This is a genomic window from Pandoraea faecigallinarum (assembly GCF_001029105.3).
GTDB lineage: Bacteria > Pseudomonadota > Gammaproteobacteria > Burkholderiales > Burkholderiaceae > Pandoraea > Pandoraea faecigallinarum.
This window is the reverse complement of sequence record NZ_CP011807.3, coordinates 3,161,282-3,181,681: the sequence shown is the minus strand read 5'-3', so window position 1 is coordinate 3,181,681 and position 20,400 is coordinate 3,161,282. Positions and strand designations below refer to the sequence as shown.

20 protein-coding genes are annotated in these 20,400 nt (G+C 64.6%); 14 read left to right on the top strand and 6 right to left on the bottom strand.

Annotated features, from left to right (window positions below; genetic code table 11):
* Positions 1 to 299: 299 nt before the first annotated feature.
* Complete coding sequence (locus tag AB870_RS13835) at positions 300 to 926, top strand: tetratricopeptide repeat protein (RefSeq protein WP_157112322.1); 627 nt, start codon at positions 300 to 302, stop codon at positions 924 to 926.
* A complete protein-coding gene (gene mnmH / locus AB870_RS13830) occupies positions 923 to 1,999 on the top strand; it encodes a tRNA 2-selenouridine(34) synthase MnmH (RefSeq protein ID WP_047905152.1) in 1,077 nt (358 codons plus the stop codon). The genes AB870_RS13835 and mnmH overlap by 4 nt, the downstream gene beginning before the upstream one ends.
* 160 nt (positions 2,000 to 2,159) lie before the next feature.
* Here the strand turns inward: mnmH and AB870_RS13825 are convergent, their stop codons facing one another.
* The 5 genes from AB870_RS13825 to AB870_RS13805 all read right to left on the bottom strand — a co-directional run bounded on the left by AB870_RS13825 (position 2,160) and on the right by AB870_RS13805 (position 7,490).
* Entirely contained in the window at positions 2,160 to 4,583 is a 2,424-nt protein-coding gene (locus AB870_RS13825) for an acetamidase/formamidase family protein (RefSeq protein ID WP_047905151.1), read from the bottom strand.
* A gap of 101 nt (positions 4,584 to 4,684) precedes the next feature.
* A complete protein-coding gene (locus AB870_RS13820; protein WP_044456262.1) occupies positions 4,685 to 4,876 on the bottom strand; it encodes a DUF1427 family protein in 192 nt (63 codons plus the stop codon).
* A gap of 10 nt (positions 4,877 to 4,886) precedes the next feature.
* On the bottom strand, positions 4,887 to 5,144 hold the full coding sequence (locus tag AB870_RS13815; protein ID WP_047905150.1) for a XapX domain-containing protein: 258 nt from the start codon (positions 5,142 to 5,144) through the stop codon (positions 4,887 to 4,889).
* 160 nt (positions 5,145 to 5,304) lie between these two features.
* Positions 5,305 to 6,342 carry an acetamidase/formamidase family protein gene (locus AB870_RS13810; protein WP_047905149.1) on the bottom strand — a complete coding sequence of 346 codons (1,038 nt, stop codon included), beginning with the start codon at positions 6,340 to 6,342 and terminating at the stop codon, positions 5,305 to 5,307.
* 233 nt (positions 6,343 to 6,575) lie between these two features.
* The gene (locus AB870_RS13805; RefSeq protein ID WP_047905148.1) at positions 6,576 to 7,490 is read right to left on the bottom strand and encodes a LysR substrate-binding domain-containing protein; all 915 of its coding nucleotides are present in this window, start codon (positions 7,488 to 7,490) and stop codon (positions 6,576 to 6,578) included.
* A 147-nt stretch (positions 7,491 to 7,637) separates the two neighbouring features.
* Between AB870_RS13805 and AB870_RS13800 the strand changes: the two genes are divergently transcribed.
* From AB870_RS13800 to AB870_RS13760, 9 genes are all read left to right on the top strand, one after another.
* Positions 7,638 to 8,702 (top strand): ABC transporter substrate-binding protein, encoded by a 1,065-nt coding sequence (locus AB870_RS13800; protein WP_047905147.1) that lies wholly within the window; start codon positions 7,638 to 7,640, stop codon positions 8,700 to 8,702.
* A gap of 58 nt (positions 8,703 to 8,760) precedes the next feature.
* Positions 8,761 to 9,846 carry an ABC transporter ATP-binding protein gene (locus tag AB870_RS13795; protein ID WP_047905146.1) on the top strand — a complete coding sequence of 362 codons (1,086 nt, stop codon included), beginning with the start codon at positions 8,761 to 8,763 and terminating at the stop codon, positions 9,844 to 9,846.
* Positions 9,843 to 10,790, top strand: a complete 948-nt coding sequence (locus tag AB870_RS13790) for an ABC transporter permease (protein WP_237169942.1) — start codon at positions 9,843 to 9,845, stop codon at positions 10,788 to 10,790. Before AB870_RS13795 ends, AB870_RS13790 begins: the two co-directional genes overlap by 4 nt.
* A gap of 14 nt (positions 10,791 to 10,804) precedes the next feature.
* On the top strand, positions 10,805 to 11,620 hold the full coding sequence (locus tag AB870_RS13785; protein ID WP_047905145.1) for an ABC transporter permease: 816 nt from the start codon (positions 10,805 to 10,807) through the stop codon (positions 11,618 to 11,620).
* Positions 11,621 to 11,623: 3 nt separating this feature from the next.
* Positions 11,624 to 12,724, top strand: coding sequence for an NAD(P)/FAD-dependent oxidoreductase (locus tag AB870_RS13780; RefSeq protein ID WP_047905144.1), 1,101 nt, complete (start codon positions 11,624 to 11,626; stop codon positions 12,722 to 12,724).
* Positions 12,702 to 13,010 (top strand): (2Fe-2S)-binding protein, encoded by a 309-nt coding sequence (locus AB870_RS13775; RefSeq protein ID WP_047905143.1) that lies wholly within the window; start codon positions 12,702 to 12,704, stop codon positions 13,008 to 13,010. The genes AB870_RS13780 and AB870_RS13775 overlap by 23 nt, the downstream gene beginning before the upstream one ends.
* Complete coding sequence (locus AB870_RS13770) at positions 13,007 to 14,440, top strand: FAD/NAD(P)-dependent oxidoreductase (RefSeq protein WP_047905142.1); 1,434 nt, start codon at positions 13,007 to 13,009, stop codon at positions 14,438 to 14,440. Before AB870_RS13775 ends, AB870_RS13770 begins: the two co-directional genes overlap by 4 nt.
* Positions 14,441 to 14,495: 55 nt before the next feature.
* Positions 14,496 to 14,852, top strand: coding sequence for a RidA family protein (locus tag AB870_RS13765; protein ID WP_047905141.1), 357 nt, complete (start codon positions 14,496 to 14,498; stop codon positions 14,850 to 14,852).
* A gap of 249 nt (positions 14,853 to 15,101) precedes the next feature.
* Entirely contained in the window at positions 15,102 to 15,422 is a 321-nt protein-coding gene (locus AB870_RS13760; RefSeq protein WP_157112321.1) for a hypothetical protein, read from the top strand.
* 24 nt (positions 15,423 to 15,446) lie between these two features.
* On the opposite strand, the gene panV is transcribed toward AB870_RS13760, so the two are convergent.
* Positions 15,447 to 16,118, bottom strand: a complete 672-nt coding sequence (gene panV / locus AB870_RS13755) for a pandorabactin biosynthesis transcriptional regulator PanV (protein ID WP_044456243.1) — start codon at positions 16,116 to 16,118, stop codon at positions 15,447 to 15,449.
* Positions 16,119 to 16,467: 349 nt separating this feature from the next.
* On the opposite strand from panV, the gene AB870_RS13750 reads away from it, so the two are divergent.
* The 3 genes from AB870_RS13750 (at position 16,468) to AB870_RS13740 (ending at position 20,321) form a co-directional block, all read left to right on the top strand.
* Positions 16,468 to 18,441, top strand: coding sequence for an AMP-dependent synthetase/ligase (locus AB870_RS13750; RefSeq protein WP_047905138.1), 1,974 nt, complete (start codon positions 16,468 to 16,470; stop codon positions 18,439 to 18,441).
* Between the two features lie 103 nt (positions 18,442 to 18,544).
* Positions 18,545 to 19,351: an ABC transporter ATP-binding protein gene (locus AB870_RS13745; protein WP_047905137.1), complete on the top strand. Its 807-nt coding sequence runs from the start codon at positions 18,545 to 18,547 to the stop codon at positions 19,349 to 19,351.
* A 55-nt stretch (positions 19,352 to 19,406) separates the two neighbouring features.
* Positions 19,407 to 20,321 (top strand): branched-chain amino acid ABC transporter permease, encoded by a 915-nt coding sequence (locus AB870_RS13740; RefSeq protein ID WP_047905136.1) that lies wholly within the window; start codon positions 19,407 to 19,409, stop codon positions 20,319 to 20,321.
* The last annotated feature ends 79 nt before the right edge of the window (positions 20,322 to 20,400 follow it).

Below are 20,400 nucleotides of genomic sequence, written 5' to 3'. Positions count from 1 at the left end.
GGCGCGCAGTTCGTCGCATGCTGCGCAAGGGATGCCCGATCATCGCGGTTTTGGGGCGGGCCTGCAAGGCAGTTCCCATACTGCCGGACAAGCGTGGCGAGGCAATTGCGACCGGCGCACGGTTTTTGCCCTGCGCCCGTGAACAACTCGCTCACCGGGTGTCGTCGTTGGGGTGTTCGGGGGCGACGCGGTATCCTGTCGGGCGAGCGCGGGCGCAAGTGCCCCGCGACAGAGATTTTCCGGCAGTTTTCCCCGCAGTCTTACGGTTCCCGATGATTCGATCTTTGACGAGGCTGGCCATGGTATGCGCGTTGGCTGGCGTATTGAGTGCTACTGGGTGCAGCACCCCGGCCCCCCGGCCCCCGGGTCCCGACTATGCCGCGCAGGGCGGCGCTGCCGAAGTGCGTGGCGACTGGGACACCGCGCGCCGCGCTTTCGGGCAGGCGGTACTCGTGGCGGACCAGTCCGGCTGGCCCGCAGCGCAACGCGCCGCCATCCATTACGACTACGGACGCGCGCTCGGCGTGACCTGCTACTACGCCGAAGCCGAGCGTGAGCTGAGTCAGGCTTACGATCTCGATATTCTGACGGCCCGCTATCGCTATCCGGCGCTGGTCGAACTGGCGCGCCTTGCGCTGGTGCAACGTCGCTTCGACGCATCGGTCCGGTATTTCGGGCAGGCACTGTCCACCCTCGATGGTCTGGAGGCGGCGCGCAAAGCCCCGTACGCCTACGCCGAATTGCTCGACGACTATGCGCTGGCGCTCGGCGGCGCGGGCGACGCCGAAGCCGCAACCCGCATGATCGACCGCGCCGCACGGGTGCGGGCCGATCTCGGCGACGATGCGCGCAGCCCGGCGGTCCCCGCCACCTCGCGCACGCCATACGGCGCGCATTGCGACTCACTGGCGGCGGGGGCGAAATGAATCACCTCCGTGTCCCGCTCGCCAGCGTTGGCGAATTCGACGAAATCATCGACGTTCGCACGCCTGCCGAATTTGCCGACGACCACATTCCCGGGGCGACGAACGCCCCGGTGCTGAGCAACGAAGAGCGCGCGATCATTGGCACGATGTACAAGCAGGTCTCGCCGTTCGATGCCTCGCGCGAGGGCGCGGCGATGGTCGCACGCAACATCGCCCGGCATCTCGAGACGGTATTTGCCGAGCGCCCGCGCAACTGGCGTCCGCTCGTATATTGCTGGCGCGGCGGCATGCGCTCGGCGTCGATGACGCTGATGATGAACATGATCGGCTGGCGCGCCCGTCAGCTCGAAGGCGGTTACAAGACCTATCGCACCGACGTGGTGACGTCGCTTCAGACGCTGCCGCCGACGTTCGATTACATCGTGCTCGCCGGTCACACCGGCAGCGGCAAGACGCGCTTGCTGCATGCGCTGGCGGAGGTGGGCGCCCAGACGCTCGATCTCGAAGGCCTCGCCGTGCACCGCGGCTCGTTGCTCGGGGCCATGCCGGACGCACCGCAGCCCTCGCAGAAGTGGTTCGATACGTCGCTGATCGGCGCAATGCGCGGGTTAGACCCGCAACGTCCGGTTTTCGTGGAAGCGGAGAGCCGGCGCATCGGCCTCATTACCTTGCCCGAATCGTTGATGGCATCGATACGCGGCACGCCGCGCTGCGTCGAACTTCACGTCCCCATCGACGAGCGGGTCGAACTCCTGATGCAGGAGTACGGCCATTTGCTGGCGCAGCCAGAGCACTTTCGCGCGCAGTTGCTGCGTCTCGTGCCGTTGCATGGCAGGGCAGTCGTCGAGCAGTGGTTGACGTTGCTCGAGAGCGGCGAGCTGCGTGCGCTTTCGGAGGCGCTTGTCACGCGGCATTACGACCCGGCGTACACGCGCAGTTCACGCAAGCTCTTGCAGGGGCTGACGACAGCGATGCCGTTCGCCTTTCATCCGGTCACGCAAGATGCGCGCGCTCAGGCGCAGGCCTTGCTCGCACTCACTTCACCGGCAGACAGATCTTCGCTATCCGGATGAGTGGCGAGCCACCGCAGCACAGGCGCCATGCGCCGGGCATAGCGAAGACGAGCCTCCGGCTTCATTTACGCTCCTTGGACACCAAGGTACCGGCAGCCGATTTGCCGATGTGGCGATTAATTTGCCATGAGTCCCCGCAGGCGCCGCACCCGGTCCGCGCTCAATCGGTGAACATGCCCTTGCGAATGATGGCGTGAACGCCCCAGTTGCCGTTGACGACCTGCGTGATGCCGAAATCGACGGAGACCGACAGGATGGCGGTCGCTTCGTCTTCGGTCAGGCGTTTGACCTGCATGAGAAAGCGCCGCGCCTTGAGGAAGGCGTCGCGCAGCGCGCTGTCGAGTGTCGATTTCATATAAATCTGGCTCTGCGCTTTTTGCCCCAGTTCCGCGAGGTGATTCGGCGAACTGAAGCCGTGGATGATCCACTCGGTCGGCGTCTCGACGAGCGGATATGTCAGGTCGGCATAAGGCGCGTTCGCCTCGATGGCCGCTTTCTTGTGAAGTACCAGCTGAATGTTGCCGGTGAGCGAACATTCGATGGCGGTGCCGCCGAGTTCGGCGTCGCCCTGCGAGGCGTGCGGATCGCCGATGGAGAGCAGGGCGCCGGGCACGGCCACCTTGAGAAAGACGCTCGCGCCGCGCGTGACGCGCCAGTTATCGAGATTGCCCGCGTAGCTCGACGGCGGAATCGAATCGATCAGGCCGTCCTGCGCCGGGGCCACCGCCAGCACGCCGAAGTGAGGGCGCAGCGGAATTTCCACGTGTTTGAGTGTGCGGAAGTTTTTGGTGATGCGCGTGTGATCGACCGGCACACCCGGGTAGTCGATGGTCGGATGCACGACGCCGAACGGGTCCCGCTGCGGCGTCCATCGGAAACTGTAGATCGCGCGTGCGACGTCGCTCCCTTCGTCGTCGGCTTCGCCGTCCGCCTTGCGGCAATCGATTTCGAACACTGTCACGACTTCTCGCTCGCGCGGCAGCGTGAGCATGTCCTGATAGTGAAAGCCCCACCATGTCGACGCGTGGCTGCCGAACGCCTTGCCCGCGTACGCCGGGTTGGCGCTCGGCCGGGGGCGCAGATCCAGAATTCTCACTTCCAGCACGTCGCCCGGCATGGCGTCCTCAACGGCAATGGGGCCGGTGCAAATGTGCACGCCGAAGCCTTCGCCCGCGCCGCGCCCGTAGACCGAGGCATCCATGGGCCCCGCCCCGCGCCGGTCGACGTTTTTCTGTGTCGCGGTCCAGTGGAACACACTTTCCGCGCCCGGATCGCCCTGAACCATGCGCTCCCAGTCGTCCGTCGCATGCTGGGTCAGGGTCTCGATCGTCACCGTATCGCCGGATGCAACCGTGAGCACCGGCGCAATGTCGTGACTGAGATAGCCCCAATGCACCGAGTCGCGCGTGGCACGCAGATAGTGATGCCGTCCCGTCGCATGCGGCAGCGCATGGTGCAATGTGGCCTCGCCGGGCGCGGCGTCGCGCGCGGGGAAGCCGGCATGAGCGGCACGAGTGGCATGTGAGGCAATCTCCGGCGCGAGCCGCAGATGCGGCAGATGGGCGAGACCGGCGGGCACGTCGGGATGCCCCCGGGAGATGCGCGAGCGCTCGGGCAACGCACGCTCGCGTAACGCCTGATCGCGGCTCGCCTTGGGTGACACGCCGAAGCGTTCGCGAAAGGCCTGGCTGAAGTACGACGGATCGTTGAAGCCCCAGCGGTAACAGATGTCCGAGACGGACAACTGCTCGTACGCAGCGTTTTGCAAATCCGCATGGCAGCGCTGCAAGCGACTGTTGCGCAGATACGACGAGAAACTCTGGCCGGCGTCTTCGAAGAGCTTTCGCAAATAGCGATCCGACACGTGTTCGTCGCGGGCGATGGCCGAAAGCGAGAGATCAGGCTCGGCCAGACGCGCCTGAATCCGGTGGCAGATACGCGTGAACACAATGGAGCGCGACGTCGAAAGATTCGTCGCCGCCTGCGGTTTGACTGCCGAGAGCGCCGATGCCAGGCATTCGAGAATGACGCTCTCCACGGGTTCGAGCGCGTGCGCGTCGGCCTCGTGCATCGTTTCGAGCTGGAGGGCGAGGCCGCCCAGCAGGCCGCCGAACAGGCGCGACACGCGCTCGGGCAATTTGCACGCCTGCGATGGCGGCGCGCTACCCAGCCGCGGCGCGATCAAGGCATGCCGCACGTGCACCGAAATCAGCCGGAACGGCGTTCTCGCGATGAGATCGGCGCTCTGGGTGCCCGGAATGCATGCGATGTCGCCGGTGCATAGCGTCTCACCGTTGCGTGCGCCCGTGCTGGCGAGTTCGGCCTGTCCGTCGAGCAGCAGGATGAGCAAAAAGCCACGCTCGCCGCCCGCGCGTGCCGACACGGTCTGCGGTGTGGACGAAATCACGGAAAGTTCGATACCGCCCGGTGTGCGATGCGTGAGCAGGGTGCCGTGCAGCGGCGGGTTCAGGCCGTTGGGCGAGGGGGCGCGAAAATGCAGTCGCGCGTCGAGCAGGCGGGCTTGCCATGCAGGCCCGCGCTGGTCCTGAGCGTAGGATTCGGTGGAAAAATGCGCGCGATCCAAAACCCGGCCTCCTTCAGTCGTGACAATGACAGCCGTGCGCGGCCGTTGTGAGTGACGGCCGCGCAACGGTGAATGTCAATGATGCGAACGTGGCAAATGCACTAGCCAAAGTGTAACTGTCCGCGCATCGCCGCAACGAATGCGAAGCCCACGAACGTGCCCACGATAGCGAAGATGCCGCCGAGGACGTTGGGTGCGGGAATCGGCGCGCGAACGCTCGTGTAAAGCACGCCAGTCACAAGTCCGACCGCCGCGGCCTGCAACTCGGTCGCGCCAAGGGTGATTTCGACCATGACGGGCTCCTCAGGACCGACCGGCCGAACGGGCCGGGTACGACGAACCGGCACCGCTCGCGCCACCGGACGGCGGACGCCCGAAAGTGACCGAGCGACGCCATGCGTTGACGATCAGATAGCCGAGATACGTGAAGATGATGGCGAAGATGCCGCCGAGGACATTCGGTGCCGGAATGGGCAGATTGAGCCATGAGTACAGCGTGCCCGTCACCAATCCGACGATCAGGGCGACAAGCTCGTTGCGCCCGACGTAGACGTATTGCATGGAAGTCTCTCCTGCTGGCAAGACGACATGTGAGACGACATGAGAGCGGTGCCGGTCACTCGCCCGGCACCGAACCTGCTGCGGAAACCACGGAAACCACGGAAAATGCGTTGGCTGGCGATGGAGGCGCCAACGCGTTACGGGGCGCCGCCGAACCGGCTCACGACTTCGACGACTCCGACGACTTCGGCGGGAACATGCCGCGAGGCATGGTGCAGTGCACCCCTTGCGTGCCATCGACGACCTGCGTCACACCGAAGTCGGCCGCCACGCTCATGAGCGAGTAGGCGTCGTCGCGCGACAGGCCCTGCTGGTCGGTGAGCAGCTTGATCATGTCGCGTGCGGCGTTCTTGCCGGCTTCGTCCAGATCCTCGTGAAAGCCGTGCACGATCCAGCAGTCGGGTGTTTCCAGCAGCGGCGACGGGAACTCGAAATCCTTGCGCAGCACCACCTGGAAGAGCACATTGAGCGATGCTTCGATGGCCGTGCCGCTGATCTCGCCGTCACCTTGCGAGATGTGAGGATCGCCGATGGAGAACAGACCGCCATCGACCTGCACTTTGTAATACATCGTGGCGCCCGCGCCGATGCGCCAGTTGTCGATGTTGCCGCCGTGCAGGCCGGGCTCGACCGTGGTCACACGGCCATGCGCGTCGGGCGCAACGCCTGCCGTGCCGAGGTGAGGGCGTACCGGTACGCGCACACCGGCCAGCGCGGGCTGCTTGCAGCACTCGCGATGATCGACGACCTTACCCGGTGTGGTGAGCTTGCCCGGGTAGTCGAAGGCATACAGCGCGTGCGCGGTGTTCGAGCTGTTGTCCAGTTCGTAGATCGTGACGCGTTCTTTCTGGAAATCGTCGTAGAGTTGCCCCCAGTGGGCGGCCACGTTCGCGCCGAAGCGAAAGCGCGGAATCATCTGGAGATAGCGCACTTCGAGCATGTCGCCCGGCTTCGCGCCTTCCACGTAGATGGGCCCCGTCATGATGTGCACGCCGGGGTTGCGATCCTCGTGGGGAATTGTGTCGTAGATGGCGCGAACGGCGGCGTCCATCATCAGCTCGGGCGCGTCGCCTGCGTGATGCGTGACCGCCTCGGCGCGAATGAAGTCGCCGCTCTTGATGGTCAGCGCCGGTTTCTGCGTGGCGTCGAAATAGCCCCAATGCACCGTGTCGGGACGTGCGGGAAGGTCGTGAAGCATGCCATGTCTCCTGAGAATTTTTGTCTGACTGCCCGCAAACACTGTTCACGGTGAAGTCATGGTAGTGCTCGACAAAAACTCACCATTAGGAGCGTTTGACACCTTCTCTATTGCTGGGAGGAACTAACGTTTACCCCGTGCGCGCGTTCACGGATGTCGTGTTTACCCGTATTTTCCCGCCATCGGCACGGCGGCAGCGGTATGTGCCGCTCGACTTGGGCACGTGGCGCGCGTCAGTCTTCCAGCAGTTCGACCATGCGCTCCTTCGTATAGTCGACGAACGCCTGCGCCAGTCGAGAGGGCGGATGCTGTGTCGACGTGACCAGCGAAAAGCCCGACATGACGACTGGCTCGAAGGGTTTGACGATGACGCGGCCGGCTGCATAACGCGCCGTGACCTGATCGATGATCGCCACGCCTGCGCCATGCTGCACGAGCACGCAAATCGCTGCCGAGAGTTGAGACTCCGCACTCATCACCCGATCGATCTGGCGTTCCGCGAACAGCCGGTCGATGTACATCCGGTTATCGAACTCCTTCGGATACGACACGAACGACTCGTCGCGCAGGTCTTCCGGACGAATCACGTCGCGATCCGCAAGCCGGTGGCCAATGGGCAGAATGCAGCGCATGGGCGCGCGATGCAGTGTCTCGACGTTGGCGCCGGCGTGGGTGAGCGGGTGCGCGATGAAGCCGACGTCGCACCGCCTGCCGACCACCATGTCGACCACGATGCTCGACGCGTGGATGAGCAGCGTCGTGCTGACGCCCGGATGCGCCCGCATGAAGCCGGTGAGCGTGGTGGGCAGGAATTCCAGCGCGAGCGCCGGCGCGCCCGCGATGTGCAGAGAGCCGCGTCGAAGCGATTTGATCTGTTCGGCGGTCTGCGCAATGCGGTCGATGCCCGCGAACGAGCGCTCCACTTCCTCGAACAAGACCATCGCCTCGGGCGTCGGATTGAGGCGACCGTTGCTCCGGTCGAATAAGGAAAACCCTACATCGGCTTCCAGATCGTTGATGAGTCGTGTCACGGCCGGTTGCGAAACATGCAGCATGTCCGCCGCGCGAGTGACCGTCTGGCGCAGGATCAGCGCCCGAAATGCCTCCAACTGCCGGATCTTCATCGAAGCCTCGTCTGTGCTGCCCATAACATTTGCGTATGGGCGAGCAAAAAAATGTGATTTGACCGTAAGTGTGTCGAAAATGACCCTACGAAAACAACGTAATAGTCTGATTTTTTTCGTAATGCCGGGCCATAACATCACATAACACTGCATCACGCAAGGAGCTTTCCGATGAAGACTGCCGTCCCCCAAACGCTTCGCAATCTTGGCCGTGCCGCCGCCGTTTCCGTTGCTGCCGGTCTGACTTTCGGCGCTGCCGCCGCTCACGCCGACACCACGCTTTACGTGGGCGCCTATGGCGGTTCGTTCGAGCAGATGCTCAAGAAAGACGTCATTCCCGGCTTCGAGCGCGCAAATCCGGGGACCAAGGTCGTGATCGTGCCGGGTGACTCGACGACGACGCTCGCGAAGCTTCAAGCGCAAAAGGGCAAGGCCGGCATGGACGTGGTCTTCCTCGACGACGGTCCGATGTATCAGGCCATTCAGATGGGCTTCTGCGGCAAGCTCGCCGACGCGCCGGTCTATCAGGACCTCTACGACATCGCGAAATTCAAGCATGGAAACGCGGTGGCCGCCGGCCTGATTGCCACGGGTATCGCATACAACACGCGTCTGTTCCAGGCCAGGGGCTGGCCCGCGCCGACGTCGTGGAAGGAACTGTCCGATCCGAAGTACAAGGGCAAGCTCGTGATGCCGAGCATCAAGAACACCTATGGTCTGCACGCATTGCTCGTCGAGTCGAAGCTCAACGGCGGCAGCGACGCGAACATCGATCCGGGTTTCAGGGAGATGGAGAAGATCGCACCGAACGTGCTGTCGTTCGATCCGTCGCCGGGCAAGATCGCCGAGCTGTTCCAGGCCGATGAAGTCGCGCTCGCCGTGTGGGGCAATGGCCGCGTGCAGGCGCTGCGCCAGCAGGGCATTCCGGTCGAATTCGTCTATCCGAAGGAAGGCGCGGTCGCGCTGGGCATGGGCATGTGCGCGGTCGACAAGTCGGCCAACGACGCACTCGCGCAGAAGTTCATCCAGATGATTCTCTCGCCGCAGACACAGGCAGTGCTCGCCGAGAGTCAGGGCGTCGCGCCGGCCAACAAGAAGACGCAACTGTCGATGTCCGTGGCTGCGCGTGTGCCGTCGCCCGCGCAGATCGACAAGCTCGTGCGCGTCGACTGGGATGTCGTCAACGCCAGGCGCGCCGAGTGGACGCAGCGCTGGAATCGCCAGATCGAGCGCTGAGTCCCGGGTACGCCGTTAGTCGAGCCTGAACTCGAGCCGCAAGGAGAGCACAAGCGTCATGAGCACCAGCACCCCCTATCTACGTGTCGAACAACTCGGCAAGCGCTTCGGTGACACCGTCGCCGTCGAGGGCGTCGATCTCTCGATTGCGCAGGGCGAATTCATTTCCCTGCTCGGTCCGTCCGGTTGCGGCAAGACCACCACGTTGCAGATGATCGCAGGCTTCGTCGCGCCGACGTCCGGCCGGATTCTCCTCGAAGGCCGCGATCTGACGCCGGTGCCCCCGGAAAAGCGCGGGCTCGGGATTGTCTTCCAGAGCTATGCGTTGTTTCCGCACATGACCGTGGCGCAGAACGTGGCGTTCGGTCTGGATATGCGGCGCGTCGATCCCGGCGAGAAGCAACGCCGCGTGAAAGACGCGCTGGAACTGGTGCATCTCGGGCAGCACGCCCAACGCTATCCGCGCGAGCTCTCGGGCGGACAGCGTCAGCGTGTGGCGCTCGCGCGTGCGATGGTCATTGCGCCGCCCGTGCTGCTGCTCGACGAACCGCTCTCCAATCTCGATGCGAAACTGCGCGAGCAGATGCAGGACGAGTTGCGCGCGATCCAGCGCAAGGTCGGCACGACGACCATCATGGTCACGCACGATCAGGCCGAAGCGCTGGCGATCAGCGACCGGGTAGTGCTGCTCAACGCGGGACGGGTCGTGCGCATCGACACGCCGCATGAAGTGTACGAGGACCCGCGCGCCACGTTTGCCGCAAACTTCATCGGACAAACCAATCTCATTACGGGCCAGCTCGACGTGCGCGGCGGCGTGGCGTTGCTCGAAGTCCAGGGGCTGCGACTTGTCGTGTCGCCCGCGCAGGCCGGGCTCGCATCGACCGAGGCGGCGAATGCGGTGCTCACGTTCTGTCTGCGCCCCGAGCGCATCCGGCTCACGCCGGCTGCCGCCGGGCGCGTGGCGGGGCGTGTCGTGCAGCGCAGCTTTCACGGCAATCACTGGGTGCTGACCGTCTCGACGGCGCTTGGCGATCTGCGCGTGCTGGTGTCGAACGACGGTGCGCTCGCCGCGAACGACGGCGACGCCGTCGGGCTCGACTGGGCCGACGACGCCCTGCGACGGGTGGAGGAGAGCGCATGAACGCCACGACGTCCAGGCCTGCCGGAGCGTCGGCAGTGTCGGCAGTGCCGGCGAACAAGGCGAAGCCCGCGGCATCGCCGGAAGTCGCCAGCCAGCGGCGTGCCGCGTGGGCGCTGGTCATGCCGGCGACGCTGTACTTCCTCGTGCTGCTGGCCGTGCCGCTCGTTCTCACGTTCGTGCTGAGCCTGCATGGCTTCGATCCGAATTCGGGCGGCATTCTGCCGACGGTGTCGTTGCAGCATTACGTCGATATCGTCACGGACAGCTACTTCTACGAGATCTTCTTGCGCACGCTGCTGCTCTCGGCAGGCGTCACGCTGCTATGCGTGCTTGTCGGCGTGCCGGAAGCGTATTTTCTGTTCCGCATGCGCGATCCGTGGCGCTCGCTGTGTCTGGTGCTCGTGCTCGGCCCGCTGCTGATTTCGGTCGTCGTGCGCACGCTGGGCTGGTCGATCCTGCTGGGCCGCGAGGGGCTCGTCAATACCGCCCTCACGAAGCTCGGCCTGGTCGATCATCCGTTGCAGATGCTGTTCACGATGGGCGCGGTCACGGTGGCGCTCGTGCATGTGCTCGTGCCGCTGATGGTGCTCTCGGTGTGGACATCGCTCACCCGGCTCGATCCGGCGGTGGCGCACGCGGCTCGCTCGCTCGGCGCGGGCCGCCCGACCGTGATGTGGCGCGTGGTGCTGCCGCAGATCACGCCGGGCATTCTCTCGGGCAGCCTGATCGTCTTCGCCCTGACGGCGAGCGCCTTCGCCACGCCGGCCCTGATCGGCGGGCGGCGCCTGAAGGTGGTGGCGACCACGGCGTACGACGAATTCCTCGGCACGCTGAACTGGCCGCTCGGCGCGGCCATCGCCATCGTGCTGCTGGTCGTCAATGTGCTCATCATCAGCGGATACAACCGCGCACTCGAGAAGCGCTTCACGCGCCGTCTCGGCTGACGGGAGACCATCGCATGACTTCGCAAGATTCCCGGTACGATCGCAACGGCTTTGGCGCGCTTGCCTTCCACGTGGTGTTTCTCGTCTTCATCCTCGCGCCGCTGGCTGTCGTGTGTCTGGTAGCGTTCACACCGGACAACTTCCTCTCGATTCCGACGCAACACTTCTCGCTGCGCTGGTTCAGGTCGCTCATGGGCGACGAGGACTTCCAGTCGGCATTACGCACCAGCCTGTGGCTCGGTGTGACGTCCGCAACGGTGTCGACGGCGCTGGCCGTGCCCACCGCAATGGGACTGGCGCGCTACCGCTTTCCGGGGCGCGATGCGATCAACTCGTTCGTGCTCTCGCCCCTGATGATCCCGCCTGTAGTGCTGGGCATTGCATTCCTGCGGCTGTTCACGTTGCTGGACATGGGCGGCTCGTTCGAGAGTCTGGTTGCGTGCCACGCGTTGCTGATCTTTCCGTATGCGCTTCGCCTCATCATGGCGGCGCTCGTCGGACAGGCGGACGAAGGTGAGCGCGCGGCACGCTCGCTCGGCGCCGGGCGTTGGACGACGTTCCGCCGCATTACGCTCCCGGCGATTCTGCCGGGCGTCGCGGGCGGCTGGGTGCTGGCATTCATCAACAGCTTCGACGAGCTGACGGCGACGATCTTCGTCACCTCGCCCGAGACGATCACGCTGCCGGTGCGCATCTACATGAACATGAGCGAGACGGTCGACCCCAGCGTGGCGGCGATCTCGACGCTGCTCATCGGGTTGACGCTTGCCGTGATGCTGGTGCTCGACCGCATTTACGGATTGAACAAGGTTCTGGTTGGAAATCACTAAAACATGCAAAAGACATACGATATCGCCGTGGTCGGCGGTGGCCTGGTCGGCATGGCGATTGCCTACGGACTCGCCAAGCGCGGGCAACGCGTCGTCGTTTGCGATGGCGAAGACAACTCGTTGCGTGCCGCGCGCGGCAACTTCGGGCTGGTCTGGGTACAGGGCAAGGGCGGCACCTGCACCGACTATGCCCGCTGGTCGCTGCACTCCGCGAACACCTGGCAGGGCATGGCCGACGAACTGTTCCAGCGCACCGGTGTCGACGTGGGCTTTCAGCGGCCGGGCGGCTTCAACATCGCGCAGACGGCCGACGAACTCGCCGTCAAGGTCGAGAGCATGCGCAAGCTCAAGCAAGCCGAGCCTGCGCTCGTCTACGAAGTCCTCGATCACGATGCGCTCGCCGAGCGCTTGCCCGCCATCGGTCCCGACGTATTCGGCGGCATCTATTCGCCGAACGACGGTCACGTCAGCCCGCTCTACACGCTTCGCGCCCTGTTCGCCGCATTCGAGCAGGCGGGCGGCGAGTATGCGCCGAACCTTCGCGTGACGGACATTCGTCATCTGGGCAACGCCTTTCGCGTGAGCATGGGGGACATGGCGTTCGAAGCCGGGCGCGTGGTGCTCGCCGCCGGTCTCGGGAATCGCGACCTCGCGCCGATGGTCGGACTGAGCGCGCCGGTCAAGCCGTTGCGCGGCCAGATCGTCGTGACGGAGCGCGTCAAGCCGTTCCTGGCCTACCCAACGATCTATGTGCGTCAGACCGTCGAGGGTTCGGTCATGCTAGGCGACTCTGCCGAGGACGTCGGATTCAACGATGGCGTCACGCCCGACGTGCTTGCCGACATCGCGCGCCGCGGCATTGCGCCGTTCCCCATTCTCAAGGATGTGCGCGTGGTGCGCGCCTGGGGCGCGCTGCGCGTGATGACCGCCGACGGCTTGCCGATCTACGAGGAATCGCAGGCATGCCCCGGCGCGTTCCTCGCGACTTGCCACAGCGGCGTGACGCTTGCCGCCGCGCATTGTGAAACCATCGCGCCGTGGATTCTCGGCGCCGGGCGCCCCGCGCTTCTGGACCATTTCTATGCCAAACGTTTCTCTGCTTAAGTCGCTGGCGCGCAAGGACGGCGCGACGGTGCGCATATTTATCGAGGGATCGCCGCTCGACGTGCCGGCGCACATGAATGTTGCCGCGGCGCTGCTGTTCGCGGGCGTGACGGCGTGCCGCACGACCCCCGTGAGCGGCAGCGAGCGTGCGCCGTTTTGCATGATGGGCGTGTGCTTCGACTGCCTCGTGGAGATCGACGGCGCGCCGAACCGGCAGGGGTGCATGACACCCGTGCGTGAGGGAATGCAGGTGCGCCGCATGGACGGTGCAAGGAGCGTGGCATGAGCGCAAAGCATGTGGACTTGTTGGTCGTGGGCGCGGGTCCCGCCGGTCTGGCGGCGGCGCTCGAAGCGAAACGGCATGGGCTCGAACCGCTGGTCGTCGACGAAAACGTGCTGCCCGGCGGGCAGATTTACCGCAGCGTGAGCCGCTCGCCGCTGGCGGACCCGGGCGTGCTCGGGCCGGACTACCTGCGCGGGCGTGCGCTGGTCGATGCGTTTACCGGGGCCGATATCGGCTATTGGCCGCAGACGCTGGCGTGGCAGATCGGCACGGACAAGCGGGTTTGCGTCACGCGACAAGGGGCGGGCGGCGGTACGTTGCAGATCGAAGCCGGCGCCATCGTGCTGGCGAGCGGCGCGCAGGAGCGACCGTTCCCGATTCCGGGCTGGACGTTGCCCGGCGTGATGGGCGTGGGAGCAGCACAGACGCTGCTCAAGGCGTCCGCGCTCGTGCCCGATACGCCGGCCGTGCTCGCGGGCTGCGGGCCGCTGCTTTATCTGTTCGCGTGGCAACTGATTAACGCCGGTGTGCCGGTGCGCGCGATCCTCGATACGGCCGAAGCGAGCGCGCGCCGCGAGGCCTTGCGCCATGCCGGTGGCGCGCTGCGCGCCCCGTCGTATCTGCTCAAGGGCTTCAGGCTGCTGCGTGCGATTCGCGCGGCAGGCGTGCAGCACGTAAAGCACGTGTCGTCGCTGCGCGTGCTCGGCAAGACGCAGGCCGAAGCCGTCGAGTATGCGGTGCACGGTCAGACGCAGCGCATCGATACCGCACTGGTGCTGTTGCATCAGGGGGTCATTCCCAATACGCAGGTCACCCGCTCGATCGGATGCGATCACGAATGGGACGACGCGCAGTTGTGCTGGCGTCCCAGGACCGATAGCTGGGGCGAGACCAGCGTGCCGGGCATCTTCGTCGCGGGCGACGGCGCGGGCATTGGCGGTGCGCTGGCGGCGGAGCCGTCCGGGCGTCTCGCCGCCGTGCAGGCCGCGGTGTCGCTCGGCAGGATCGATGCGGCCAGGCGCGACTCGCGTGCGCTGACGCTGCGTCGCGAACTGGCGTCACACACATCGATTCGCCCATTCCTCGACGCGCTTTACCGTCCGGCAGACGGTTTTCGTGCCCCGGCCGATGACAACACGATCGTATGCCGTTGCGAAGAGGTGACGGCAGGGGACGTGCGTCGCATGGCCGATCTGGGTTGTGTGGGACCGAATCAGACGAAGAGCTTCTCGCGTTGCGGCATGGGGCCGTGTCAGGGCCGCTTCTGTGGCATGACGGTCGCGGAATTGCTGGCGCAGGCACAAGGCTGTCCGGTGCCGGAAGTGGGCTACTACCGGATCCGTCCGCCGATCAAACCGGTCACGCTGGGCGAGCTGGCCACGGCCATCGAAGCCCCGGAATTCCTGAGCGAACGTGCGGGTTTCCCCAAGTAGGTGAGGCGCCTCGTGCCTCTCATCTGCGCTTTTTATTCTCTTTGGAGACGTGGTAATGAGCGATATTCAACGTCATCACACGAATGCACGGATGAGCCGTGTTGTGGTGCATAACGGAACGGTCTACATCGGAGGCCAGACGGCCGACGACCGCAGCCAGGACATCACCGGCCAGACGCAGCAGGTGTTGGCGAAGATCGACGGCTATCTGAAGGACGCGGGCATCGACAAGTCGCGTCTGCTCTCGGCCCAGGTGTGGCTCAAGGACATCGAGTCGGATTTTGCAGGCATGAACGCCGTGTGGGACGCGTGGACCAGCCCGGGCAACACCCCGACGCGCGCCACCGTGGAGTCGCGGCTCGCCGCGCCCGAGCTGCTCGTGGAAATCGCCGTGATCGCTGCGGCGAAGTGATTGGCGTCATGCCTTGGGATCGCATTCGCGCGCCAGGCGATTTTCGGGCAGTCGCGCCGTGGTAATCGCCTGACGCGTCCTTTTCCCGGTGTGCCAGGGCCCAACGAATTTTCGAATCCGGTCGCGACCCTTTTGATTGACGTATCGCGAGTCGCTCCGAATCGGAAGTTTCCGTAACTTTTGTCGCGTGTTCTTCTCCATCATGACGAATCGCCCCGCCCCGGGGCCATTCGTCAAAGGAGCATGGAGATGACCGCGACACGTGTGGATTACCAGCGCTGGCTATCGCTGCGACGACAGGTGCCCGCCAACGAATACCCCGTATATCCGCTTCCCGAAAAGCTTCCGCGACGCGGGTACGTGGTCTGGTTCTATTTCCGCAATGAGTTCTTCGGCGCGCATTACGACGAGAAGCACAAAGGCTACGTGAGCGCCCACGTGAAGAATCCGTGGGAGGCCGCCTTTCTGGAGACGAAAACCGAAGCCCTCGAGATTGCGAGACGGATGGTCTGCCCGTGTCTCGTCCTGTATTGCGCCGGCCCGCTGGGCTCGGTCAGTGCCGTCGCCTGACGCGTGACGACCGGGGGACATCCGCTACATGCCGAATTCCCGCAGCCCTTCCAGATCGAGGATCGTCAGCACTCCGTAGTCGACTTTCACCAGCCCCGCCTGCTCCAGCACTTTCAATGCCAGATTGACGCGTTGGCGCGATACGCCGGCGAGATAGCTCAGTTCCTCCTGCGAAATCTGCACCGTGTTGTCGTCCGACGGATAGAGATTCGGATTGAACATCGACGACAGCGAGCGCGCAACGCGGGCGTCCGTATCGAGCAGGCGTTCGTGCTCCACCGCCGCAATGAATTGCCCCAGCCGCTCGTTGAGTTGCAGTGTGAGAAATCGATTGAACGGAATGCTCGTGTCGAGCAGCCAGTCGAACGTGGCAATCGGCATATGCGCCAGAACGGAATCGCGCAACGCCATCACGTCGTATTTCCTGATCTCGTGCTTGAGGACGGAACCCTCGCCGAACCACGCGCCGGCAGGCACCCCGGTGAAGGTGACGGACTTGCCGTTGGCCGAGGCCGTCGTGATCTTGACCAGCCCCTCGATGACGCCGAACCAGGCGTGAGTCGGGTCGCCCTTGCGGCACACATAGCCACCGTTTTCCACCGGACGCACCTGAATTTCGGCCACCACGCGCGCGCGCTGTTCCGGCGTGAGTCCTTGCGCCCATACGCTGCGCTGCAACAAGGTTTCGAGCGACATATAGGGACTTTCCCTTGATTGTCATCCTGGTGACAAACCCGTCGTGAGCCATGAGGTATCTTCGCCTTGCCTGGTAAGCGAGACAAGCATTCACGGCGGCCTCACACGACGCCGAAACACAAGTATAGAAGCTGAGCCTTGCCCGGCATATCGGTAGTCACCGTAGTCGCTGGCCGTAGACGGTTGCCGTCGTCGACGGTTGCATTCGTAAGATCGCATTCCAAACAAAAATAGCGTCGTGCGAAGACGCTGCGAGCCACAAGGAGCGTGCCGCAAGCACGCAAGCCGACCGAGCCACGCCATTCCCCCTCGACGAGCGTCGACAAGTGGCGAGACACAGGAGACTGGCATGCAGGAGCGGACTACCTTCCCGCGATTGTTGCTGGCACATGCCGCAACACGGGGCGCCCGTACGGCGTATCGGGAAAAAGATCTGGGAATCTGGCAGCGCTGGAGCTGGCAGGAAGCCGCGCATGAAGTGCGCATGCTGGCCTGCGCGCTCGCGGCGGCCGGATTCCGGCGCGGCGACAATCTGGCCATCGTGGGCAATAACCGCGTGCGCCTGTATTGGGCGATGACGGCGGCACAGGCACTCGGCGGTGTGGCCGTGCCGCTGTATCAGGACGCTGTGGCCGCGGAAATGGCGCATGTCCTCGAAGATGCGGAAATCGACTTCGCCATCGTCGAAGATCAGGAGCAGGTCGACAAGCTTCTCGAATTGCGCGAGCGCGTGCCGCACCTGTCGCACATCATCTATGAAGATCCGCGCGGGCTGCGCAACTACGACGCGCCCGGCCTGCAATCGTACGAGGCGGCACTGGAGCGCGGACGCACCTTCGATGCACAGCATCCGCGCTATTTCGACGACGCCGTGGCCGCCGTCGATCCCGACGACACGTGCACCATCCTCTATACCTCCGGTACCACGGGCAAACCCAAGGGCGTGTGTCATTCGCACGCCGGGCTGATCGGTGCGGCGTACCACGGCAGTGCGTTCGACCGGCTCGGCCCGGGAGACGAAGTGCTGTCGTATCTGCCCATGGCATGGGTGGGCGATCACCTGTTCTCCTACGCGCAGGCGCTTGTCGCCGGTTTCACCGTGAATTGCCCCGAGTCGCCCGACACCATCTCGACGGACATGCGCGAGATCGGGCCGACCTACTACTTCGCGCCGCCGCGTGTGTACGAGAATGTCCTCACGCAGGTCATGATCCGTATGGAAGACGCGAGCCGTCTCAAGCGCAGGATGTTCGCGCACTTCATGAACGTGGCGAACCGCTGCGGTGCGGCGGTGCTCGACGGGCGGCCGGTGTCGCTGCTCGACCGGGTGCAGTACGCGCTCGGCAATGTCTGCGTGTACGGCCCGTTGCGCAATACGCTCGGCATGAGCCGCATCCGTACGGCATACACCGCCGGCGAGGCCATCGGCCCGGACCTGTTCCGTTTCTATCGCGCCATCGGCGTCAACCTCAAGCAGTTCTACGGACAAACGGAGACGTGCGCCTACGTCTGCCTGCAACCGGATCGTCAGGTGAGGTTCGACAGCGTGGGGCCCGTGGCGCCGGGCATGGAGATCAAGATCGCGGACAACGGCGAGGTGCTGGTGCGCGGCGTGGGGCTGCTCAAGGCGTATTACAAGCGCCCGGACGCCACGCGCGAGGCGCTCGACGAGGCGGGGTACTTCCGCACGGGCGACGCGGGCATCATCGACGCCGACGGGCACCTGCGCATCATCGACCGCGCCAAGGACGTCGGCAAACTCGCCTGCGGGTCGCTGTTTGCCCCGAAATATATCGAGAACAAGCTCAAGTTCTTCTCGTATATCAAGGAGGCGGTGGCGTTCGGCGACGGGCGCGACGGCGTGTGCGCCTTCATCAACATCGACATGGACGCCGTGGGCAACTGGGCCGAACGGCATAACCTCGCGTACGCGGGCTATATCGACCTCGCCGGCAACCCGCGCGTGGCCGACCTGATTCTCGGTTGCATCGAGCAGGTCAATGCCGATCTCGCCCGGGAGCCGGCCTTCGCGGACGCGCAGATCCAGCGCTTCGTGATCCTGCACAAGGAACTCGATCCGGACGACGACGAACTCACGCGCACGCGCAAGGTGCGTCGCGCCTACATCGCGCAGAAGTACGACGTACTGATCGACGCGTTCTACTCCGGCAGGTCGACGCAGTTCATCGAGACGCGCGTGAAGTTCGAAGACGGCCGGGAGGGCAGCGTGAGCGCCACGCTCACGATCCATCCGGCGCGCGTGTTCGGCGTGCAGGCGAGCGTCGACGACCCTGCGCCTGCGAAGCTGCGCTGTGCCGCGTGATGGGCCGGCCGACGCATCAATGCCGCAAGACAACGCTGCAAGAAGGCTGCGACCTGGCGCAGCAACGAACCGATCCCAGCGCGGCAATGCCGCAGGAGAAGGTATGAGCGAGCACCGCAAGACCGGCGACGTACTACTCGATTTGCAGCGCATCAGCCTTTCGTTCGGGGGCGTGAAAGCGTTGACGGACATCTCGTTCAACGTGATGGCGCACGAGATTCGCGCCATCATCGGGCCCAACGGCGCGGGCAAGAGTTCGATGCTCAACGTCATCAACGGCGTGTATCACCCGCAGCAGGGCACCATCGTATTTCGCGGGGAAGTGCGTCAGCGCATGCATCCGACAGCCGCCGCGCGTCAGGGCGTGGCACGCACGTTTCAGAACATCGCGCTGTTCAAGGGCATGTCCGTGCTGGAGAACATCATGACGGGGCGCAACACCCGCATGCGCTCGGGGCTGCTCGCCAGCGCGATCTGGTGGGGCCGCGCCCGGCAGGAAGAGATGGCCAATCGCGCCAAGGTCGAAGAGATCATCGACTTCCTCGAAATCCAGCACATCCGCAAGACACCTGTTGGGCGCTTGCCGTACGGCCTTCAAAAGCGCGTGGAACTCGCGCGTGCGCTGGCCGCCGAGCCGGAGCTGCTGCTGCTCGATGAGCCGATGGCGGGCATGAACCTCGAAGAAAAGCGCGACATGTGCCGCTTCATTCTGGAGGTGAACGAAGAGTTCGGCACGACCATCGTGCTGATCGAGCACGACATGGGCGTGGTGATGGACATCTCCGATCGCGTCGTGGTCCTCGACTACGGCAAGAAGATCGGCGACGGCACGCCCGCCGAGGTGCGTGCCGATCCCGAAGTCATTCGCGCCTACCTCGGCGCCGCGCACGGCATGCCGGCGGCGGCGTGAGCGCGCAAAGACAGTGCAGCACTGTTGACGACGCATTGGCAACCTGGAGACATCGATGCAGTTCTTCTTTGAAATCCTGATCGGCGGCCTGCTCTCGGGGGTGATGTATTCGCTCGTGGCGCTGGGCTTCGTGCTGATCTTCAAGGCGTCCGGGGTCTTCAACTTCGCGCAGGGCGCGATGGTGTACTTCGCGGCATTGTCGGTCGTCGGCCTCATGGAGCATGGCCTGCCGCTGTGGGCCGCGGCCATCGGCGCCTTCGTCGTGATGGTGCTCCTGAGCATGGCGACGGAGCGCTTCGTGCTGCGCAAGCTCGTGAATCAGTCGCCGATCACCTTGTTCATGGCCACCATCGGCCTGTCGTTCTTCCTGGAGGGCCTCGCACCGCTGCTGTGGGGCAACGAGGTGCGTCCGTTATCGCTGGGTATCGTCGATGAGCCCATCGCCTCGATTCTGGACTCGACGGGCGTGCTGATCAGCAGCTTCGATCTGGCGGCGGCCGGCATTGCGGCCGTGCTCGTGGCTCTGCTGGCGTTGTTCTTCAAGGCGACGAGCATCGGTCGCGCGCTGCGCGCGGTGGCCGACGACCATCAGGCGGCGCTCTCGCTGGGCATTCCGTTGCAGCGCATCTGGGTGGTCGTGTGGAGCGTCTCGGGGTTCGTTGCCCTCGTGGCGGGCATGCTCTGGGGCTCGCGCAACGGCGTGCAATTCGCGCTCACGATGACAGCGCTCAAGGCACTGCCGGTGCTGATTCTCGGCGGCTTCACGTCGATTCCGGGGGCGATCGTCGGCGGGTTAATCATCGGGGCGGCGGAAAAGCTCGCGGAGATTTACGTGCCGCAACTGCTGCAAGCCCAGTTCGGCGGCAATTTCGGCGGTATCGAAGGCTGGTTCCCGTATGTCTTCGCGCTGCTGTTCCTGCTGGTGCGCCCGGAGGGGCTGTTCGGCGAGCGGCACATCGATCGGGTCTGAATGGCGCTGAACGGCTGAACGGCTCGCGGGCGGAGCCGCCGTCCCTCCCCAACGCATGCGTTAAGCATTCCATCGCAGA